The organism is Paenibacillus sp. P5_B5 (genome assembly GCF_056400365.1).
In genome coordinates this window covers 20284-35562 of sequence record NZ_JBFULK010000003.1, presented here as the reverse complement: position 1 = coordinate 35562, position 15279 = coordinate 20284, and the positions used below count along the sequence as shown (strand labels likewise).

Here is a 15279-nt window from a genome sequence, read left to right as displayed (position 1 = left end):
GTACTCATTCCACAAATAATTTCTATTTTCAATGATTAACTATTCAATTCCGCTGTTGGGTCTAATAGCTTATAATGACTTACATTCTCGTAGCGATTATTGTTCAAGAATCCTAGCGAAGTATAAAATACTTCTGCTTCCTTATTTTCTGTATGTAAAACTAATACCTTAAATTGATCTTGGGCCAGTCTGGTAATCTCATTCACTAATATTCTTCCAATTCCCATTCTTCGATACTCATGCAAAACATACATTCTGCGCAGCCTTCCGATTCCTGGTTCTAGATTATATGGCTCTTGATTAAGTCCACAAATGCCAATAAGTCTTTGTTTATCAAATGCCCCAAGCAATACTTCACCTTGCTTATCAAATGTATTAATTCCGGAATTATAATCTTCTACTAGACGAACAACATGACGATAACCAGCGAGCTTACTTTCCTCAACTAACTCAAATGGTTCTAATCCTGATAAGTCACTTATACGTTTAAGAGAAATATTCTCCATACTCGCCCCTTCTATTTCATTGCTGCCATAATCAAATGCAAGGTGTTTTCTTTATCATGTGGTTTGAGAATGATCATTCTTTGATTTCGGCTGTAATGAATTACTGTATATTCCGTTCTGACAATAGATCCTTATATGTTCACCACTAATTTGCATGCTGATAATAAATCCACTGCCATTGTCCGAAATAATCATCGATCTTTTTCCCGAAATAACCTTGTTTTCATAGATTCCAGTATGTAATGTTTCTGTGACTCTCGCCGATTATATATGTTTTGGGATCCCTTAAATTAAATGACACCAAATTTTTTTAACGCATAGGAAATACCGTCTTCACTTGCTTTCTTAGTGACGAAGTTCGCTTTTTGTTTTAGCTGTTCCCCGCCGTTCCCCATAGCAATTCCAAGTCCAACATACTCCAACATGTCGATGTCATTTCCCCCGTCGCCGAAAGCGATGGCTTCTGACCTGCATATGTTGAAATAGTCCAATACTTTTTTTATCGCAAGTGATTTGGAAACCTCCGTTTCTTCCAGTACATTCGTCACGTACTCATGAAAATGCACAAACTTGAGTGTAGGAAATCTATCCACGAATTTTTGAGCTTCGCTGTCGTCCGCATACAAACAAATGCAGTATACTTCTTCTGATAGAGAACCAATTTTTTCGGGATATTGAGTAACACTCAAAGTCTCTTTTAATGCCGTCATGATTCGTACATCTTCGGAACCGATACCATTCATAGCGAATTGCTCGGTGAAATAGGAAATGCCGTGACCATTCAATTCAGCGAAAGCCGAGATATCTTGAACCATTTCTGACGTCAGCACTGATTTATGAATCGTTTTATCTTCACATTTGACAAGCGCGCCGTTTGCGGAAATAAAAGTATCAATGCCGAGCGCCCTAAACTCTTCGCACATATTGTACGGTCTTCCCGTCGTGACGACCACTTTTATTCCGCTGCTAATCAATTTCTCAATTGCTTCTTTCGTGCTTTGAGGCATGATTCTGTCTGTTTCACTTAATAACGTCCCATCAACATCAAAAAATACAATCTTATACATATCTAGTGAACTAGCTCCCTTACAATTAACTCGAATTATTGATTGCTTTTCTTTGGTATTGATGTTGTGGCGTATTTATTATCCAATAAAATCTTGGCAATATATAAGATCTGTCCCAGATGCTCTGAAAAGTGAGTCGAGCTTTGGAAAAGTATCTCTAAATTCGTTCTCTCTTTATTTCTAATCATTTGTGTCCGATTCAGTGTTTCTTGATCTATCGTCTTAGTTGTTTCTATTAACTCAGTAAAGTTCTCTTTTAGAAGAGTTTTCAACTCTAGTATTGTTAAGTAGGTTGTTTCAAATTCCTGATCTCGATCCCGTATGTAAACTTTGTTATGGATTCCGTTACTGATTCTTTCTTTGATGTTCCCCACGATATGGATAATTAAATTTGCAATACTATTACTAGAATCATTAGGGCGCCAATTAGCCTCTTCATCGTTCAACTGATTTAAGACGAATAGTATCCTCTTCTCAATGTCTATAAATTTCTCTGCTAAAACATCTGTTATCACGTCCACGAAATCACTCCTCAAATATTTCTCAATTTCCCCATCTCATACCCGGTGCATCCGCTGGTCGATCCTCAAAACCAAATTTCTTATATTACCTACTAATATATCATCATTGAAAGCACCAAGAAGTATATAATTATCGTTGTCTTTTATTGAATGATACTCGAACTTGGATTCATGTCATAAGTATGCATATTTGAATCTTTCCACATAAAAAAGACAACACGGTACACTCGCTAAACTGAGTTCCTGATGTCTTAATAGTCATGTTTATTTAGTCGTCTAGCTTGATGTAATATCGTAATTATTTCCGTTTTACGGTCTATTATCCTATATATTATTCGAAGTTTCCCGTATATTCTCTATCGTCTTACTGTCTTTAAATTCAGATACAACTCTTCCTAATAGTGGATAATCAGGGGTATTTATTATTTCTTCGATTAATTCAGCCATTTATTAATTTTCTCCATGGCTGTATTTATAATAATTCATAATCTCATTATGTGTTAATAATTATTGGTTTAATAATCCAGTTTTATAACAACGATGGCTAAGCACGTAAATGGACAGGTCGAGTGCAAAACTCCGAAATCTACTATTCATTTAAATGTCTTGTACCTTTCAAATTGTTTTATGCATTATTTCCAAATATTTCAAAATGATTTATAGTGTTCTTAATAATAGGGTTTGTATTAGTTGTTAACGTCTCTACAATTTCATTCAGTGTTTTATACGCGTTGTCATAATCATTCCGATTAATTTGGTCGTTTCTTAATGCTTCTTCTAGTTCGTCTTCGTCAAGAATGTACAACCGACCATCTGGCAGATAGACGACATCCAAATAAAGATCTTCTATATAAGGTATTCCTTTATCAGTAACTCCATGGGCATACACTATATCAAAATACCATTGAACGATCTTACCTTCTCTATTAAATGTTGTTGTTGTCGAGTAGCTCAATCCTTCCGGAAAATGCATTAACCAAGTATATCCATTATCAACTATACAAATTTCTTCATTATCAAACTTAACATATAGAGGCTCTCTAACTTTCTTAAGATAAAGGCTTGTTATGTAACCATTAAATAAACTGTCTTTAACATACGTTTGTCTATATTCTTTCTCCAAAATCCTAGTCCAATTTGGTCGATCTGCAAACTTTCTCTTCATCGAATCCCTCTCATCTAAAAGCTATATTTTCCTTCTTTGAAATTGCTCTCTATGTGTTCTTTATTCTTTGACTCACCTATAAGATACATCTTACTATTTTGCCATACTCACTATAATTGAAACTTTTCCTTAATGATTTTTGCGACTTCTTCAGGACTCACACCTGTATTATTAATTTTAATATAGTTCTCTTTTTTGATTTCACCATCGACAGAATTCAATCTATATTTTTCCATCGAATCTTTTAAATCCCGCTCAGACCATTCAATATTTCGTTTTGTTAGTTTATGCTTTAATCTATGAGGGCTTTTGTTACGCTCAAGTCTTTCTTCTACAGTTGCTTCAAGTTCAACAAAGTAAACAATTCCACCACGTGATTCAAATAAATCACTAATTCTTTTGATGTAGTCCCAATCATTTTGCAGATCAAATGCCCATACATAAGTAAAAATCAATCCGTATAGATCACTTTTAGATACCTCTTCAAATATTTCCTGACGAAATAAATTAACTAATTTTTTTCCCGTTTCAGAACCATAGCTAAAAAAGGGAGAAACCAATTCAATAGTCATATGATTATGAAAAAGCTTCAATTCCGTTGTCTTTTCCAGTTCATGTCCCACTGTCATTTTACCAACTGCCTGTGGTCCAAATATTATAATTAATTTCATAAACTCTCCCCCATGCACTAATGTTATTGTATCCACGAACCCTCAACAGTCCAAGAAGCGCGACAACAATCCGTAGCTGAATACTGTTTTGTATGAATTTGACAGAAATACACAATTAGACTTTTAAAGCAATTCTTTTCTTTAGCTCTTCTACTACTGGCATTACTGGTGGACTAACCTCAGACGGGATATCTTCTATATTAAAAAAATGATACTCTCTGCTTTCATTATCCATCATGATCTCTCCACTAAATTTATTACTTGTATAGACCACATCGACTATGTACACTTCATCACCATTAGGGTAAATATAGTGTAATTCTTCCCCTGAAAACACTCCGAAAACACTAAGCTCTTCGGCACTTAGCCCTGTTTCCTCAAAGAGTTCTCTTTGCGCAGCATCCTCAGTTTTCTCGCCTAGATCAACTGCTCCACCTGGAAAACACCAGCATCCGTTATCAGCTCTTCTGAGCATAAGAACTTGGTCCGATTGATTAAATAAAATAATACTAGCACCGCATAATAATAATGGTTCATGACCAATTAGTTTCCTCATGGTCTTTACGTACTCTGTCATTAGCAATCGCCTCCATATTTTTGGGTTTTCAGTCAATTAAACGATAATCACTTATTTCACGAATCCATAAGTTTCTTTCATCGAAGAAATGACTCCTTACTTTCTAGATAGCTCTTCAATTCATACAGATCCATTATTGTATAATCTTTTTCAAAATTCTTATCATAAAATATATCTTCTTTCCATATCCCGTTCATGCCAATCTGTCTACTGGCTTGCACATCATTGACTGGATGATCTCCGACGTAAACGGCTTCTTCTGGCATCAAATCAAGCATACGAAGTGCTCTTAAGAAAATCTCTGGGTCAGGCTTTCTCACGCCTTCAATCTCAGAGACCAGAATTACATCGAAGTACGATGCAATTCCTAAAGCATTTATGTTATGGGTCTGAAACTCCCCGAACCCATTTGTTATCATGCCTAATTTCATCTCGGCATCGCTCAGAACCTGCAAAGTCTCGTGCAAATTCGGAAAGCCAATACAATGTCTTTTAATACTGATCTGCAATAAAACTCTGTAAAGATGAATCCCGATCAAGCAATGTTCCATCAAGATCAAAAATAAATCCTTTAATCACTTTCACTTTATTACACTCTCATGAACAACCCCGAACATCCCTGTCATTCCTTCATGCTTATTAAGCCCATATTTATTATAAAATGACTCCTTACCTTTGGCTGCAAACAAGCCAACAAATGCTTTTTCTGGTGCATTCTCTTTTAGGTATTCAATAATTGTAGTCATAATTGTATTACCAATTCCTTTGTTTTGATGCTCAGGTGCTACAGCTACATCTTGAATATAAAAGTAAATCTGTCCATCTCCGACTAATCTGCCCATTCCTACTATTTCTTCTTTATATTGAATGACAACACCAAATAACGATCGGTTTAATGATTCTTTTAAAACATCAAAATTCATATAATCGTTCCAACCGACTGCATTACAAAGCTTTTTAAATTCTGCAATTGTTGGCATTCTCTTAAGTGTTATATATTCGTTATTCATAAAAGCTCCTTTAATTATGGGATATGCCTGTAATCAATTCGACGGTCGGGATGACCTATGCCTTTGATCGTGGATACATTGGCACCCCACAGAAGAATGGAAAACGTCCTACGGCTTAATCATACGCAAGATTCCGAAGAAAATCCCATCGCCATCTTGACTAACCGTTTTGACCTTGAGGCTGATGAAATCAGCCAGATTTACCGAGAACGCTGGGCAATAGAGACTTTCTTCAAATGGATGGAGCAACATGTAAAGATAACTATATTTTCTTTACGGATTCCTTTATTGTTTTCTGTTCTTCTTCATCCCATATTTCATAGATTTCGAAAGTTCCATCTTCAAAAAACAGTGGAAGTCTTCTCTTAAACCAAGCTTGCATGGGATAATTCATTGCTTCATTTATTGGTATCCACTTTAATTCACCCTCAGGTGGGGTTTGTAATAATTCCCCTTCAAACGATTGTGCTAAGTAATTAAATACCATAGATCTGATGTTCTTCTTGGGATCTACATATTCATCTAGACCTTTATATACTAAATCCTTTACTTTTAATCCTGTCTCTTCCCAGACTTCACGTATGGCCCCTTCGGTTAAACTCTCTGGAAAATCCACTTTACCACCAGGTCCGAGCCAACCCGGAAAGCCAAGTTTGCTCGGTCTATTAACAAGAAGAATTTTATCTTCATTTTGAACCAAACACATGGTATACATCGCAATCTTTACGTCTTGAGAATTAGTTGTCATATATAATAGTCTCCTGTTCGTGCTAGTAATGTTTCGACATATTCTACCATATGAAATGAGTGGTTTGTATTTGAAATCTATTTAATACGAATCTATGTGAATTTCTCCGTATATATTAAAGTTAAATTGTTGCTTACTTGGGCTTCCTCAAATGCTTCTCGTTGTGCACATTACCAACCTGTTTCACCATTTTCTCTATGGAAAAACACCATTTATATTAACGTAAACCCCAGCAGTAATAACGCTTTCATTCAAATTCACGAGAATAATCCTCTCTGCAACACACCTTATTTTACCATATTTTATTTGGCATTACTGCGTGTTCTCCGTTAATTAAAGACTCATAAACATTGCTATGTTGCTTTTACAAAATACTAGTTTGTAAATTTTCTTAAGTGTATCTGATTATTAATCCAATCATTCTGATGATAGCTAGCATAATTTGAAGTATAAAACTTAAGGAGATGATTTAATATTGGTACGCCTTCTTGATAAAGATGCTGTTCAGCCGCGAAGCAGATTTAATCTATCTAATTCATTTACTATCCCTCGTTCGCCCAGTAGGGTTACTCTTGCAACCATTCGTATAAGAATTCCTGTGAATTCTCAACCTAATCGAGTTGAATTAGTAGCAACTGTCGGTGTTAGAGGAGTAACTGGTATCGCTCAAATTCTCTTCAGAATATTCCGTGATGGGAGAGAAATATTCAATACAAAACAAGGCATTGAATCAGCAGGTTCAGAACAAAACTATGCTGTTACATTCCAAGCGATTGATAGAAATGTACGGGCAGGAAACCATGTTTATACTGTGACAGCAGAAAACCAAACTGCAAATACTAGAGCTGATGTTGTTGGTCCTATTTCTTTTAGTGGATTGGCTATTAGAACGAGAAGATAACTTCTGGGCAGCAAAAAAAAAAGCCGTCGCTAAATGCGACGGCCATCAGTACGAAATTTGTTAGAGTAAATACGTTGAATTTTTATTAACTAATAAATTGCAAAAACGATACTAGACTAAGTTTCTCTTCTTCATCGCAATCTCCCATAATGTCTTCTTGGTTGTGTGTCTATGTATATTAGACTCTCTTTTAGCCCCTTGGAGGACTTGGACAGTACCCCCAATAATAGTAGGAATGTTCCACCTACTATGAGCACATGAATAAGGTTGAAAAGAAACTTACAAAGACAGCCGGTCGCCCCGCACTCTGTTCACCGCTTTTTCTGTTTTACAAATCTCTTCGTAATATAATTTTTTATTATTTTACTTGCTATATCGCTTGATTTTTTTAATTTACCGTTTTTCTTAGCCTCCTCGAAAAGAATCTTTAACGGAAAATCATTTGTCGTATTTCTTGCAGTTGCTTGCATTTCTGTATCAACCATTCCGGGATCTACTGAGTATATCTTTACAGAGTTAGATCTAGCTTCTTGTTCTAAACTAACACACTGTCCTCTTTTCTGTGAATTGTGTTGTGGTGACTTAATTCTACAAGAAAAGGCCTTCCTTTTTCTATTTATCTATTTACACAAGATATTTTACGCTCTCCAGTTTTCCGTTGAAAATGCATATAAAGTAAGAGACTTAATATTAAAATCATTACAATTTCGAATTATATCTCTCATTGTCATCATACCTGCGTAATGTCCTGCAGTTCGTGGCAATCCTCTCTTTGTAGCCCACCTTCCATTCCCATCCATCATTATTGCAATATGTTCTGGAACTACACCAGAGAACTCATTAAGGCGTTGATTAAGTATAGATTTTTTCATAACCATCTTGAAGCTACCTCCAAATTAATATTGCGTATGATTTGTGTTACCCTCTCTTATACAATCGTTGTTTTAATACCATTATAGTTCATTGATTGCTCTTTTTCTCGTAAGGCCCATAACAAAACACGCAAGCCAGAAGAAATAATCTCCATAGCTTGCGTGTTTTATAAAATTTAAATAAAATTTGTTACTATCAACCTTTAACCGCACCGGCTGTAATGCCCTTGATGAACTGATCCTGTGCGATGATGTATATAATGATCGTTGGAATAATTGCCGATACAGCAGCCGCCATCAACGGACCGTATTCGGTACTAAACTCAGACTGGAAGTGCTGCATGCCAAGCTGAAGTGTAAACTTGCTGTCTGAGTTCAGATAAATGAGCGGTGCGAGAAAATCATTCCATGAGTGCATGAAGGTGAAAATAACCAAACTTGCAATCGCTGGACGAGTAAGCGGAAGAATAATGCGCCAGTAGATCCCGAATTCGCCTAAGCCATCAATACGTGCGGCTTCCGATAACTCTTCGGGGATCGAGACAAAGAACTGACGGAACAGGAATACGCCGAATGGGCTAAATGCACCAAGTAAGATTAGTGCCCAATGCGAGTCGATAACTCCGAGATTTTTCATCAATATAAACTGTGGAATCATCATGACTTGAAACGGAATCATCATTGTAGCGAGGTAAACAAAAAACAACTTATCCCGCTCCGGAAACTTGACTCTGGCAAATGCGTATGCCGCCATCGAACAGGTGATAATCTGCAACAACGTTGTAATCACCGCGATTTTAATGGTATTCAAATAGTAAGTGGCGAACGGCAGCTCTGTCCAAACCTTTTCATAGTTCGACCAATAAATTGTGCTCGGTATCCACTTGATCGGAAAACCGAAAATTTCGCCCTCAGACTTAAGTGATGCGGATATCATCCATAGAAACGGTAAAACCATCGTTAATGAAACGAGAATAAGAATGACATAAAGCAATAGCTTGGACAGCTTTTCTTTTCGTTTGTACGATGAATACGCACGGGGAATTTCCGCTTTAACGGTTGTCTCCATATGTGTAATCCCTCCTGTTATCTATCCGTTAGTAATTCACCCATTTTTTCTGGCCTCTAAATTGAATAAGCGTAATAATTAAAATTACAAAGAACAAGATATAGGCCATTGCGGAAGCATAACCGTACTCGTACCGCTGAAAAGCCGTATTGTAGATGTCGTAGACCAGTACATGCGTTGCTCGACCCGGACCGCCTTGAGTTAAGATAAAAATCAAATCAAACACTTTAAAGGAGTTGATAATTCCTATAATGGCTGTAAAAAAGATAACCGGCGACAGCATTGGGACAGTAATTTTCCAAAACTGCGACACTTTGCCCGCGCCATCAATTTCGGCAGCTTCATACAGGTCGCTCGGAATACCTTGGAGTCCAGCCAAATACAACACCATGTAGTAGCCGATTGAGTGCCAAATTTGAACGATAATGACGGAAACAAGTGCCCATTCAGCGGAAGCTAACCACCCAGGCGGGCTATCGATCCCAATAGCGCGTAGAACTCCATTTATCGGCCCCATCGTGGGATTAAACAGTAGCTGCCAAATAACAGCGACTGCGATTGTCGCAGTAATATGTGGTAGAAACATAGCCGTACGGAATAATTTTAATCCTTTGATCCCTTTGTTCAGCGCCACAGCAACCAGAATGGCCAATATTAGCGTGATTGGCACAGATACGAATGTCATAATTAAGCTGTTCAAAAAAGAGATGAGGAATGTATCGTCTGACCATAATTGAATGAAATTATCTAATCCGACAAACTTGATTTCTCCAAAACCATTCCATTCCGTAAAACTTATAAAGAAAGAAGCGATTACAGGAAATAAAATAAAGATGGCAAAGCCTAAAATATTGGGTAGCAGAAAGCCGTAACCGATAAGCCGGTTTCTTCTCACATATGCGCTGGATGATTTCGATCCACGCTTCATGCTGTTTCCCTCCTATTGACATGACGAACTTCACTTAAAGAAACGATGCCGTTTCAGAGTAAAATTCGTCATGTACTCTTTCTATTTTTTAGAAAATGATTACTTGGTTTTCACATACTGACTGTATTTCTCTGCCCATTCCTTCTGTACGCGTTCAGAAATTTTCTTAATCGCCTGTTCTGCAGTTTGTCCGCCAGTCAGTGCAACTTCGCCTTCCTGTTTGTATACACCGTCTACGAGCACCTTCTTAACGCCCGGTAACAGCGGATACTCCGGATACTCTTTTTGTTCAACTAGATAATGAATGTTGGTCGGCTTCTTGCTTCCATCGCCTATATAAGCTTTCTTAACCTCATCATTCATATAACCCGTCAAGAAACCTTTGGAAGCAAATGTTTGGGCACTCTTTGCTCCTGTCATATATTCGAGCACTTTGAACGCTTCTTCTTTATGTTTGGATTTGCTGTTCATCATGATAGAGACAGGTGTTGACATACTTGTTCCAGCAGGAACTCCTTCTGGATGCGGAACCGGAACGATGTCCCAATCGAAATCAATTTTCTTCTCTTCTTCTGCCTTTCTAAGCTGCGAGACATGCCAATCACCAATTAGATTCATGGCGACATTACCTTTTTGGAAGGCCGCATTATAGTGTGCAGAGGTTGTAATTTGCTCACTCCAAGCCATAATTGAGCCGTCTTTCTCCATATCCATCCGCAACTGCAGCGCATTTACGAAAGGTGATAAATCTTTATCAATTACCGATGCGCCGGTTTGAGCGGCCTGAAGATACCAGGATTGCGCCCAAGGCTGCAAAAATGCGCCATAAATTTTATTCTGTCCTTCGCCCTTCGTCATCTGCTTGGACAGTTCGCGGAATTCGTTCCACGTCATATCGTCTTTCGGATAAGGAACTTTCATTTTGTCGAACAACGTCTTATTGTAATAAAGCACCCAGGTAGATTTTCTATATGGCAAGCTAAGTGTCTTACCATCAAGTTTCATCTGGTCATAAATGGTACCGTACCCTGATACATCGACGTTATTTTTCTTGATATGGTCATCTAAAGGTTCAAGGATTCCTGTATCCAGGAACACATCCATATTACCGCCAAATAAATCGATGTCTTCACCAGAGGAAAGCTGCATGCGTACCTTCTCATAATATTGTTTCTGCGGGGTCGTACTGAATACTACTTCAATGTTCGGATTTTCTGCATGGAAGCCTTCGTAAACCTGTTCAAATGTTGGCAGATCATCTGGTAGTACCGTCATTTTTAAAGAAACCTTTTCCGAGCCAGCATCTTTGGTTTTACCTTCAGCTTTTTCGGAAGCGCTTTCTTTCTTTGGAGCAGAGCTCGTGTTGGAACCACAACCAGCTAATAATCCCGTAAATAGAACAATTACTGACAGCATGGCTATTACTTTTTTCATTTACAATTCCCCTTATCTTGAGTATTATTGTGAATGCGCTTTCTAGCAGAAAAGTTCTTCATCCTTATAAAAGATTCTGAATGTGTTTTCTACTTGTTTACATTATAGATAGAGCAGAGTGTGACGCATAAGGTGAATTTTTTATACCCCCTCTTACTTACGTCCCTTTGCATCGACAGAAAGTGAGAGCTGGTTGATGATTTATTTAACTCTGCTGTTTCTAATCCTATCCTTTCTATTGACCTACAAGAGACTAAATAGCCAGTCAATTCGTTTCATGTACGGGATTATCACCGGTTGGACGGTCTCGTTCTTCGCGCTCATTCTGTATTTAAGCAAGTTTAATTTTTATCACAATATGTTTAACTCTTTATTCAATTTCAGCCCGGGAACGTGGAATCATCTCGTCCTGACCAATTTTAATCCGGTGCTGTTAATTCGGTTGCTTAACGGAGGAACCATTCTGTTTTATTATTCACTTCTTTGCTTTGCTGTGTCTTTTACGAGTACACCAAAAAATTGGAACCATTCAAAGATTTATGTCATTATTACCGCTATCTCGCTCGTCCAACTTGTATTCTTTGATCCAGCTTTCAACGTCTGGCTGCAGAAAACAAGCGGAAATTTACCCGAGCATCTCGCAATAGGGTTCAATTATGCGATATCTGGTGCAAATTTAATACTCAGTTATATGAAGTATGTATATTTGGCTGTCACATTTGCGCTCATGATTCACTATTACTGGAGCTATCCCAAAATACGATTCATTAAACAGTACGTTTTGTACCATATTTATATCCTAGCGTTTGTCGCAACAGTGCACAGCATGCTATTCGCTTGGGCTCCCCAAAATTTAGCAAAAGCGACGTTCATAGAAGGATATTATAATTATTTGCAGCCGCCTATTGTAACACAATCGGTCACGCTTTCCATTCTGCCTTATATTGTATTTACGGCGCTTGCTCTATTGACTTATATTATTTACAGGTACAATTCGATCGAAGCTTATCATAAAAACCACAACATGCAGATCAATAAAAGTATCGATACCGCTTCACTTGGAACTCGAGCCTTTACGCATGCGTTCAAAAATCATTTACTAGCAATCGGTTCAGAGGCAGAATTCTTAAAAGAAAAACATGCTGGCGATGAAGAAACCGAACACAGCCTGAACCTTATGATCGAGTCCGTTGCTAAAGCATTGGACAGCATTAATCATGCAGCCCAGCAGCTCGGTTCAATTGAGTTGAATTTGCAACCGCTTTCTCTTGCAGTTCCGATTAAGGAGGCTGTTTCTCGCATAAATACCGACAATGCAGGTATCCAAATTACTGTTTGTACGGGAGAAGATGACATACTCGCTTATATGGACGAATACCATATGAGCGAAGTTATTTATAACCTGCTGAAGAATGCTGTCGAGGCGTCATCGGGGAAAGAGACAGGACAAATAGAAATAAAAACGGGAGTACAGAAAAATTGGGGCGTAATGTCGATTTCAGATAATGGTCCCGGAATAACACCCGAACATTTGGATTTGATCTTCTCTCCTTTTTATACGACGAAATCTTCAGTCACGAACTGGGGGATTGGACTTTCTTTCTGTCATAAAATCATCAACGGACATGACGGGAAAATAGCTGTCGAAAGTGAGCCGGGACAAGGTACAATATTTAAAATCTACCTTCCAATCTTATAACGAAATCAATTCAATCTATGATTCTATTGAGGTGAAGTATCTATGAATAAGCCCATAAACATCCTTGTCGTAGATGATATGGAAGCACATCGACGTCGGCTCGAACGACTCATCGAAAGCTGTGAAGACATGAAGTGCATCGCATCGGCACAATCCGGCGAAGAAGCCGTCAAACAAGCGGAAATCCATCAGCCCGATATCGTTCTGATGGATATTGAAATGGAAGACAAGCTTGCTGGTATAAACGCTGCCAAACAAATTTTCGAAAAGTTCCCTTATATTAAGATTATTGTTATAACGGTACATAAAGATGATAATATTATTTTTGCAGCCTTCCAAACGGGAATTATCGACTATTTGCTTAAATCAGCACCTAAGGAAGAGATCATTGATGCGATTCGCTCGGCTTACGCTGACCGCTCCCCAATTCGACCCATGATTGCTCAAAAAATACGCGAAGAGTTCGTACGCATCAAAAATACGGAGAGCAGCATGATTTATATGATCCAAATAATATCTGAGTTGACGCCAAGTGAATTGCATGTTCTGAAGCTTCTGTGCGAGAACAAAACGAGAAAACAAATCGCAGAAGAACGCATCGTCGAATCTGAAACAGTTAAAAAACAAATCAACCATATTTTAAAAAAGTTCAACATGAAAAGGTCTGCCGAAGTCGTAAAGGCAGTCAATGAAATGAGAATATTTGAGGTATTGAAGAAGCTGTAGCCATCGTTTGGTTGCAGCTTTTTTTGCAGAATTTAATGTTGTAAGCTGTCATCGATCCTTGCTTCCCTAATCCTCATCTCTGAGATCATATCCATAAAAAAAAGTTCATTGATTATTCTTTTTCTCGTTAATATAAATATCTAGGGCAACAATCAATCTTTTTGCTACCTTAACAAATAGGACAAGGCAATATATACAGAAGCCTATTAGTCCTAAATAAATTAGTTGAATTAACATCACGCCAATAGAAAACCCCATATTTTTTTCCTCATTTCACATGTTTGATTTGCTTTCCAGAAATCCTCAGCCAAATGAATTACCTATTCACTTTTCGAATCATTTTGGTTTTCAATTGTTTGTTTATCAATGGCAGCTAACACTTTTTTTATTCCTTTACTCTCAGCCCAAATGAGAAATACGATCCCAATTATTAAAGCCACAATACTTGCTATAAGTGGTCCATTGCCTATGGCGTTTAACATTAAATCAAATAAATTTTCATCCCAAGAATTAAGCCCTGAACCAAAAATAGCAGCACTCAAATATCTAACCCCATACAAAAATGCCGATATCATAATAAAGATTGTTCCAGTCGTTCTCCGGCTCATCATAACAACCTCCAAATTTAGTATTAGTTATTCCCTTCATCCATTTCTTCAGGTGCAAAAGCATTTAGTATAACTTCTTCATTTGGTTGAATGTTCAGTTTATTTTTAATACGTATTGATTTATTCAGGTGGAGAAAGTTATGTCTTGTGGCAGGCATTAATATTAAACCAGCAATGTTCTTTTTACTCCAATAATCAGCTAACCAAGTAGCATTTTCTTTAATATCTCCTTGACTCACTAGTTTATTTAGTTGTATAGATTCTACTTTTTGTTTAAACTGGCCTGGTTGTATCGACTTTATTACTTCTTGCGTTCTTCGTCCGACTTCAAGTCGATATGCTAGTAAGGCATTAATATCTATATTTACACTTAGATCTTTTACTTCTTCCTCTGTCATCCCATTTCCAGAATGCGTATAAACAATCTTCAGTTCTTTGACCCAATCACCAGAATACAGGATCTGTTCATTATTACTTACCAGAGTATTCATCGTCATATCTTCAATTCTAGCAATATGCCAAAGGTGCCATAGAATAGAGTTTTTGGTATCTGGGGATGCGGCTGGACAAGTGCGAAGAGTTTCTTCTCTAATATCTTTTAATAATTCATCCTCTAGAGTAATAGCTGAAGTATTATCCATTCTGGAAGAATACAATAAAGCATGTTGACTTAAAAATAGTTTAATTACAGTTTCATGTTCAGTAGGATTTAGAATTATACTCGTTAATTTCTTGTGATTTTCATTCCATACCTTTCTTTGTTTCAAATCCATATTA

Annotated in this window: 18 protein-coding genes and 2 pseudogenes; 4 read left to right on the top strand and 16 right to left on the bottom strand. The window is 37.4% G+C overall.

All coding sequences use genetic code 11. The features are described 5' to 3' along the window. Positions 1-35: 35 nt before the first annotated feature. The 8 genes and pseudogenes from AC1DOK_RS04990 to AC1DOK_RS04955 all read right to left on the bottom strand — a co-directional run bounded on the left by AC1DOK_RS04990 (position 36) and on the right by AC1DOK_RS04955 (position 5517). Positions 36-506 carry a GNAT family N-acetyltransferase gene (locus AC1DOK_RS04990; RefSeq protein WP_477553142.1) on the bottom strand — a complete coding sequence of 157 codons (471 nt, stop codon included), beginning with the start codon at positions 504-506 and terminating at the stop codon, positions 36-38. A 290-nt stretch (positions 507-796) separates the two neighbouring features. Beyond that, complete coding sequence (locus AC1DOK_RS04985) at positions 797-1573, bottom strand: Cof-type HAD-IIB family hydrolase (protein WP_477553141.1); 777 nt, start codon at positions 1571-1573, stop codon at positions 797-799. Between the two features lie 35 nt (positions 1574-1608). Next, complete coding sequence (locus AC1DOK_RS04980; RefSeq protein WP_477553140.1) at positions 1609-2094, bottom strand: DUF1572 family protein; 486 nt, start codon at positions 2092-2094, stop codon at positions 1609-1611. Positions 2095-2719: 625 nt separating this feature from the next. Next, positions 2720-3259 carry a ribonuclease FAU-1 family protein gene (locus AC1DOK_RS04975; RefSeq protein ID WP_477553139.1) on the bottom strand — a complete coding sequence of 180 codons (540 nt, stop codon included), beginning with the start codon at positions 3257-3259 and terminating at the stop codon, positions 2720-2722. Positions 3260-3369: 110 nt separating this feature from the next. Continuing rightward, entirely contained in the window at positions 3370-3930 is a 561-nt protein-coding gene (locus AC1DOK_RS04970; RefSeq protein ID WP_477553138.1) for a DEAD/DEAH box helicase family protein, read from the bottom strand. Positions 3931-4045: 115 nt separating this feature from the next. Continuing rightward, positions 4046-4507, bottom strand: a complete 462-nt coding sequence (locus tag AC1DOK_RS04965; protein ID WP_477553137.1) for an NUDIX hydrolase — start codon at positions 4505-4507, stop codon at positions 4046-4048. Positions 4508-4584: 77 nt separating this feature from the next. Further along, a pseudogene (locus tag AC1DOK_RS04960) lies at positions 4585-5086 on the bottom strand (HAD family hydrolase). Positions 5087-5088: 2 nt separating this feature from the next. Then, positions 5089-5517, bottom strand: coding sequence for a GNAT family N-acetyltransferase (locus tag AC1DOK_RS04955; RefSeq protein WP_477553136.1), 429 nt, complete (start codon positions 5515-5517; stop codon positions 5089-5091). A gap of 57 nt (positions 5518-5574) precedes the next feature. Between AC1DOK_RS04955 and AC1DOK_RS04950 the strand changes: the two genes are divergently transcribed. Further along, a complete protein-coding gene (locus tag AC1DOK_RS04950) occupies positions 5575-5886 on the top strand; it encodes a transposase (RefSeq protein ID WP_477553135.1) in 312 nt (103 codons plus the stop codon). Here the strand turns inward: AC1DOK_RS04950 and AC1DOK_RS04945 are convergent. After that, a complete protein-coding gene (locus tag AC1DOK_RS04945; RefSeq protein ID WP_477553134.1) occupies positions 5780-6265 on the bottom strand; it encodes an NUDIX domain-containing protein in 486 nt (161 codons plus the stop codon). The two genes, AC1DOK_RS04950 and AC1DOK_RS04945, sit on opposite strands and share 107 nt — an antisense overlap. A gap of 475 nt (positions 6266-6740) precedes the next feature. On the opposite strand from AC1DOK_RS04945, the gene AC1DOK_RS04940 reads away from it, so the two are divergent. Continuing rightward, complete coding sequence (locus tag AC1DOK_RS04940) at positions 6741-7166, top strand: exosporium protein C (protein WP_477553133.1); 426 nt, start codon at positions 6741-6743, stop codon at positions 7164-7166. Positions 7167-7477: 311 nt separating this feature from the next. Here AC1DOK_RS04940 and AC1DOK_RS04935 read toward each other — a convergent pair whose 3' ends face one another. From AC1DOK_RS04935 to AC1DOK_RS04915, 5 genes and pseudogenes are all read right to left on the bottom strand, one after another. Then, positions 7478-7651 carry a hypothetical protein gene (locus AC1DOK_RS04935; protein WP_477553132.1) on the bottom strand — a complete coding sequence of 58 codons (174 nt, stop codon included), beginning with the start codon at positions 7649-7651 and terminating at the stop codon, positions 7478-7480. A 159-nt stretch (positions 7652-7810) separates the two neighbouring features. Continuing rightward, positions 7811-8044, bottom strand: a pseudogene (locus AC1DOK_RS04930) (undecaprenyl diphosphate synthase family protein); the annotation flags it as partial. Positions 8045-8234: 190 nt separating this feature from the next. Then, positions 8235-9107, bottom strand: coding sequence for a carbohydrate ABC transporter permease (locus tag AC1DOK_RS04925; RefSeq protein WP_477553131.1), 873 nt, complete (start codon positions 9105-9107; stop codon positions 8235-8237). A gap of 28 nt (positions 9108-9135) precedes the next feature. After that, positions 9136-10035, bottom strand: a complete 900-nt coding sequence (locus AC1DOK_RS04920) for a carbohydrate ABC transporter permease (protein WP_477553130.1) — start codon at positions 10033-10035, stop codon at positions 9136-9138. 99 nt (positions 10036-10134) lie between these two features. Then, positions 10135-11469 (bottom strand): ABC transporter substrate-binding protein, encoded by a 1335-nt coding sequence (locus tag AC1DOK_RS04915; RefSeq protein WP_477553129.1) that lies wholly within the window; start codon positions 11467-11469, stop codon positions 10135-10137. A 196-nt stretch (positions 11470-11665) separates the two neighbouring features. Here AC1DOK_RS04915 and AC1DOK_RS04910 point away from each other — a divergent pair, with 196 nt between their 5' ends. Together AC1DOK_RS04910 and AC1DOK_RS04905 are read left to right on the top strand one after the other, a co-directional pair. Then, positions 11666-13168 (top strand): sensor histidine kinase, encoded by a 1503-nt coding sequence (locus AC1DOK_RS04910; protein ID WP_477553128.1) that lies wholly within the window; start codon positions 11666-11668, stop codon positions 13166-13168. 42 nt (positions 13169-13210) lie between these two features. Beyond that, entirely contained in the window at positions 13211-13894 is a 684-nt protein-coding gene (locus tag AC1DOK_RS04905; RefSeq protein ID WP_477553127.1) for a response regulator, read from the top strand. 320 nt (positions 13895-14214) lie between these two features. Here the strand turns inward: AC1DOK_RS04905 and AC1DOK_RS04900 are convergent, their stop codons facing one another. Further along, positions 14215-14502 carry a hypothetical protein gene (locus tag AC1DOK_RS04900; RefSeq protein ID WP_477553126.1) on the bottom strand — a complete coding sequence of 96 codons (288 nt, stop codon included), beginning with the start codon at positions 14500-14502 and terminating at the stop codon, positions 14215-14217. A 23-nt stretch (positions 14503-14525) separates the two neighbouring features. Then, positions 14526-15275 (bottom strand): DinB family protein, encoded by a 750-nt coding sequence (locus AC1DOK_RS04895; protein WP_477553125.1) that lies wholly within the window; start codon positions 15273-15275, stop codon positions 14526-14528. Between the last annotated feature and the right edge of the window lie 4 nt (positions 15276-15279).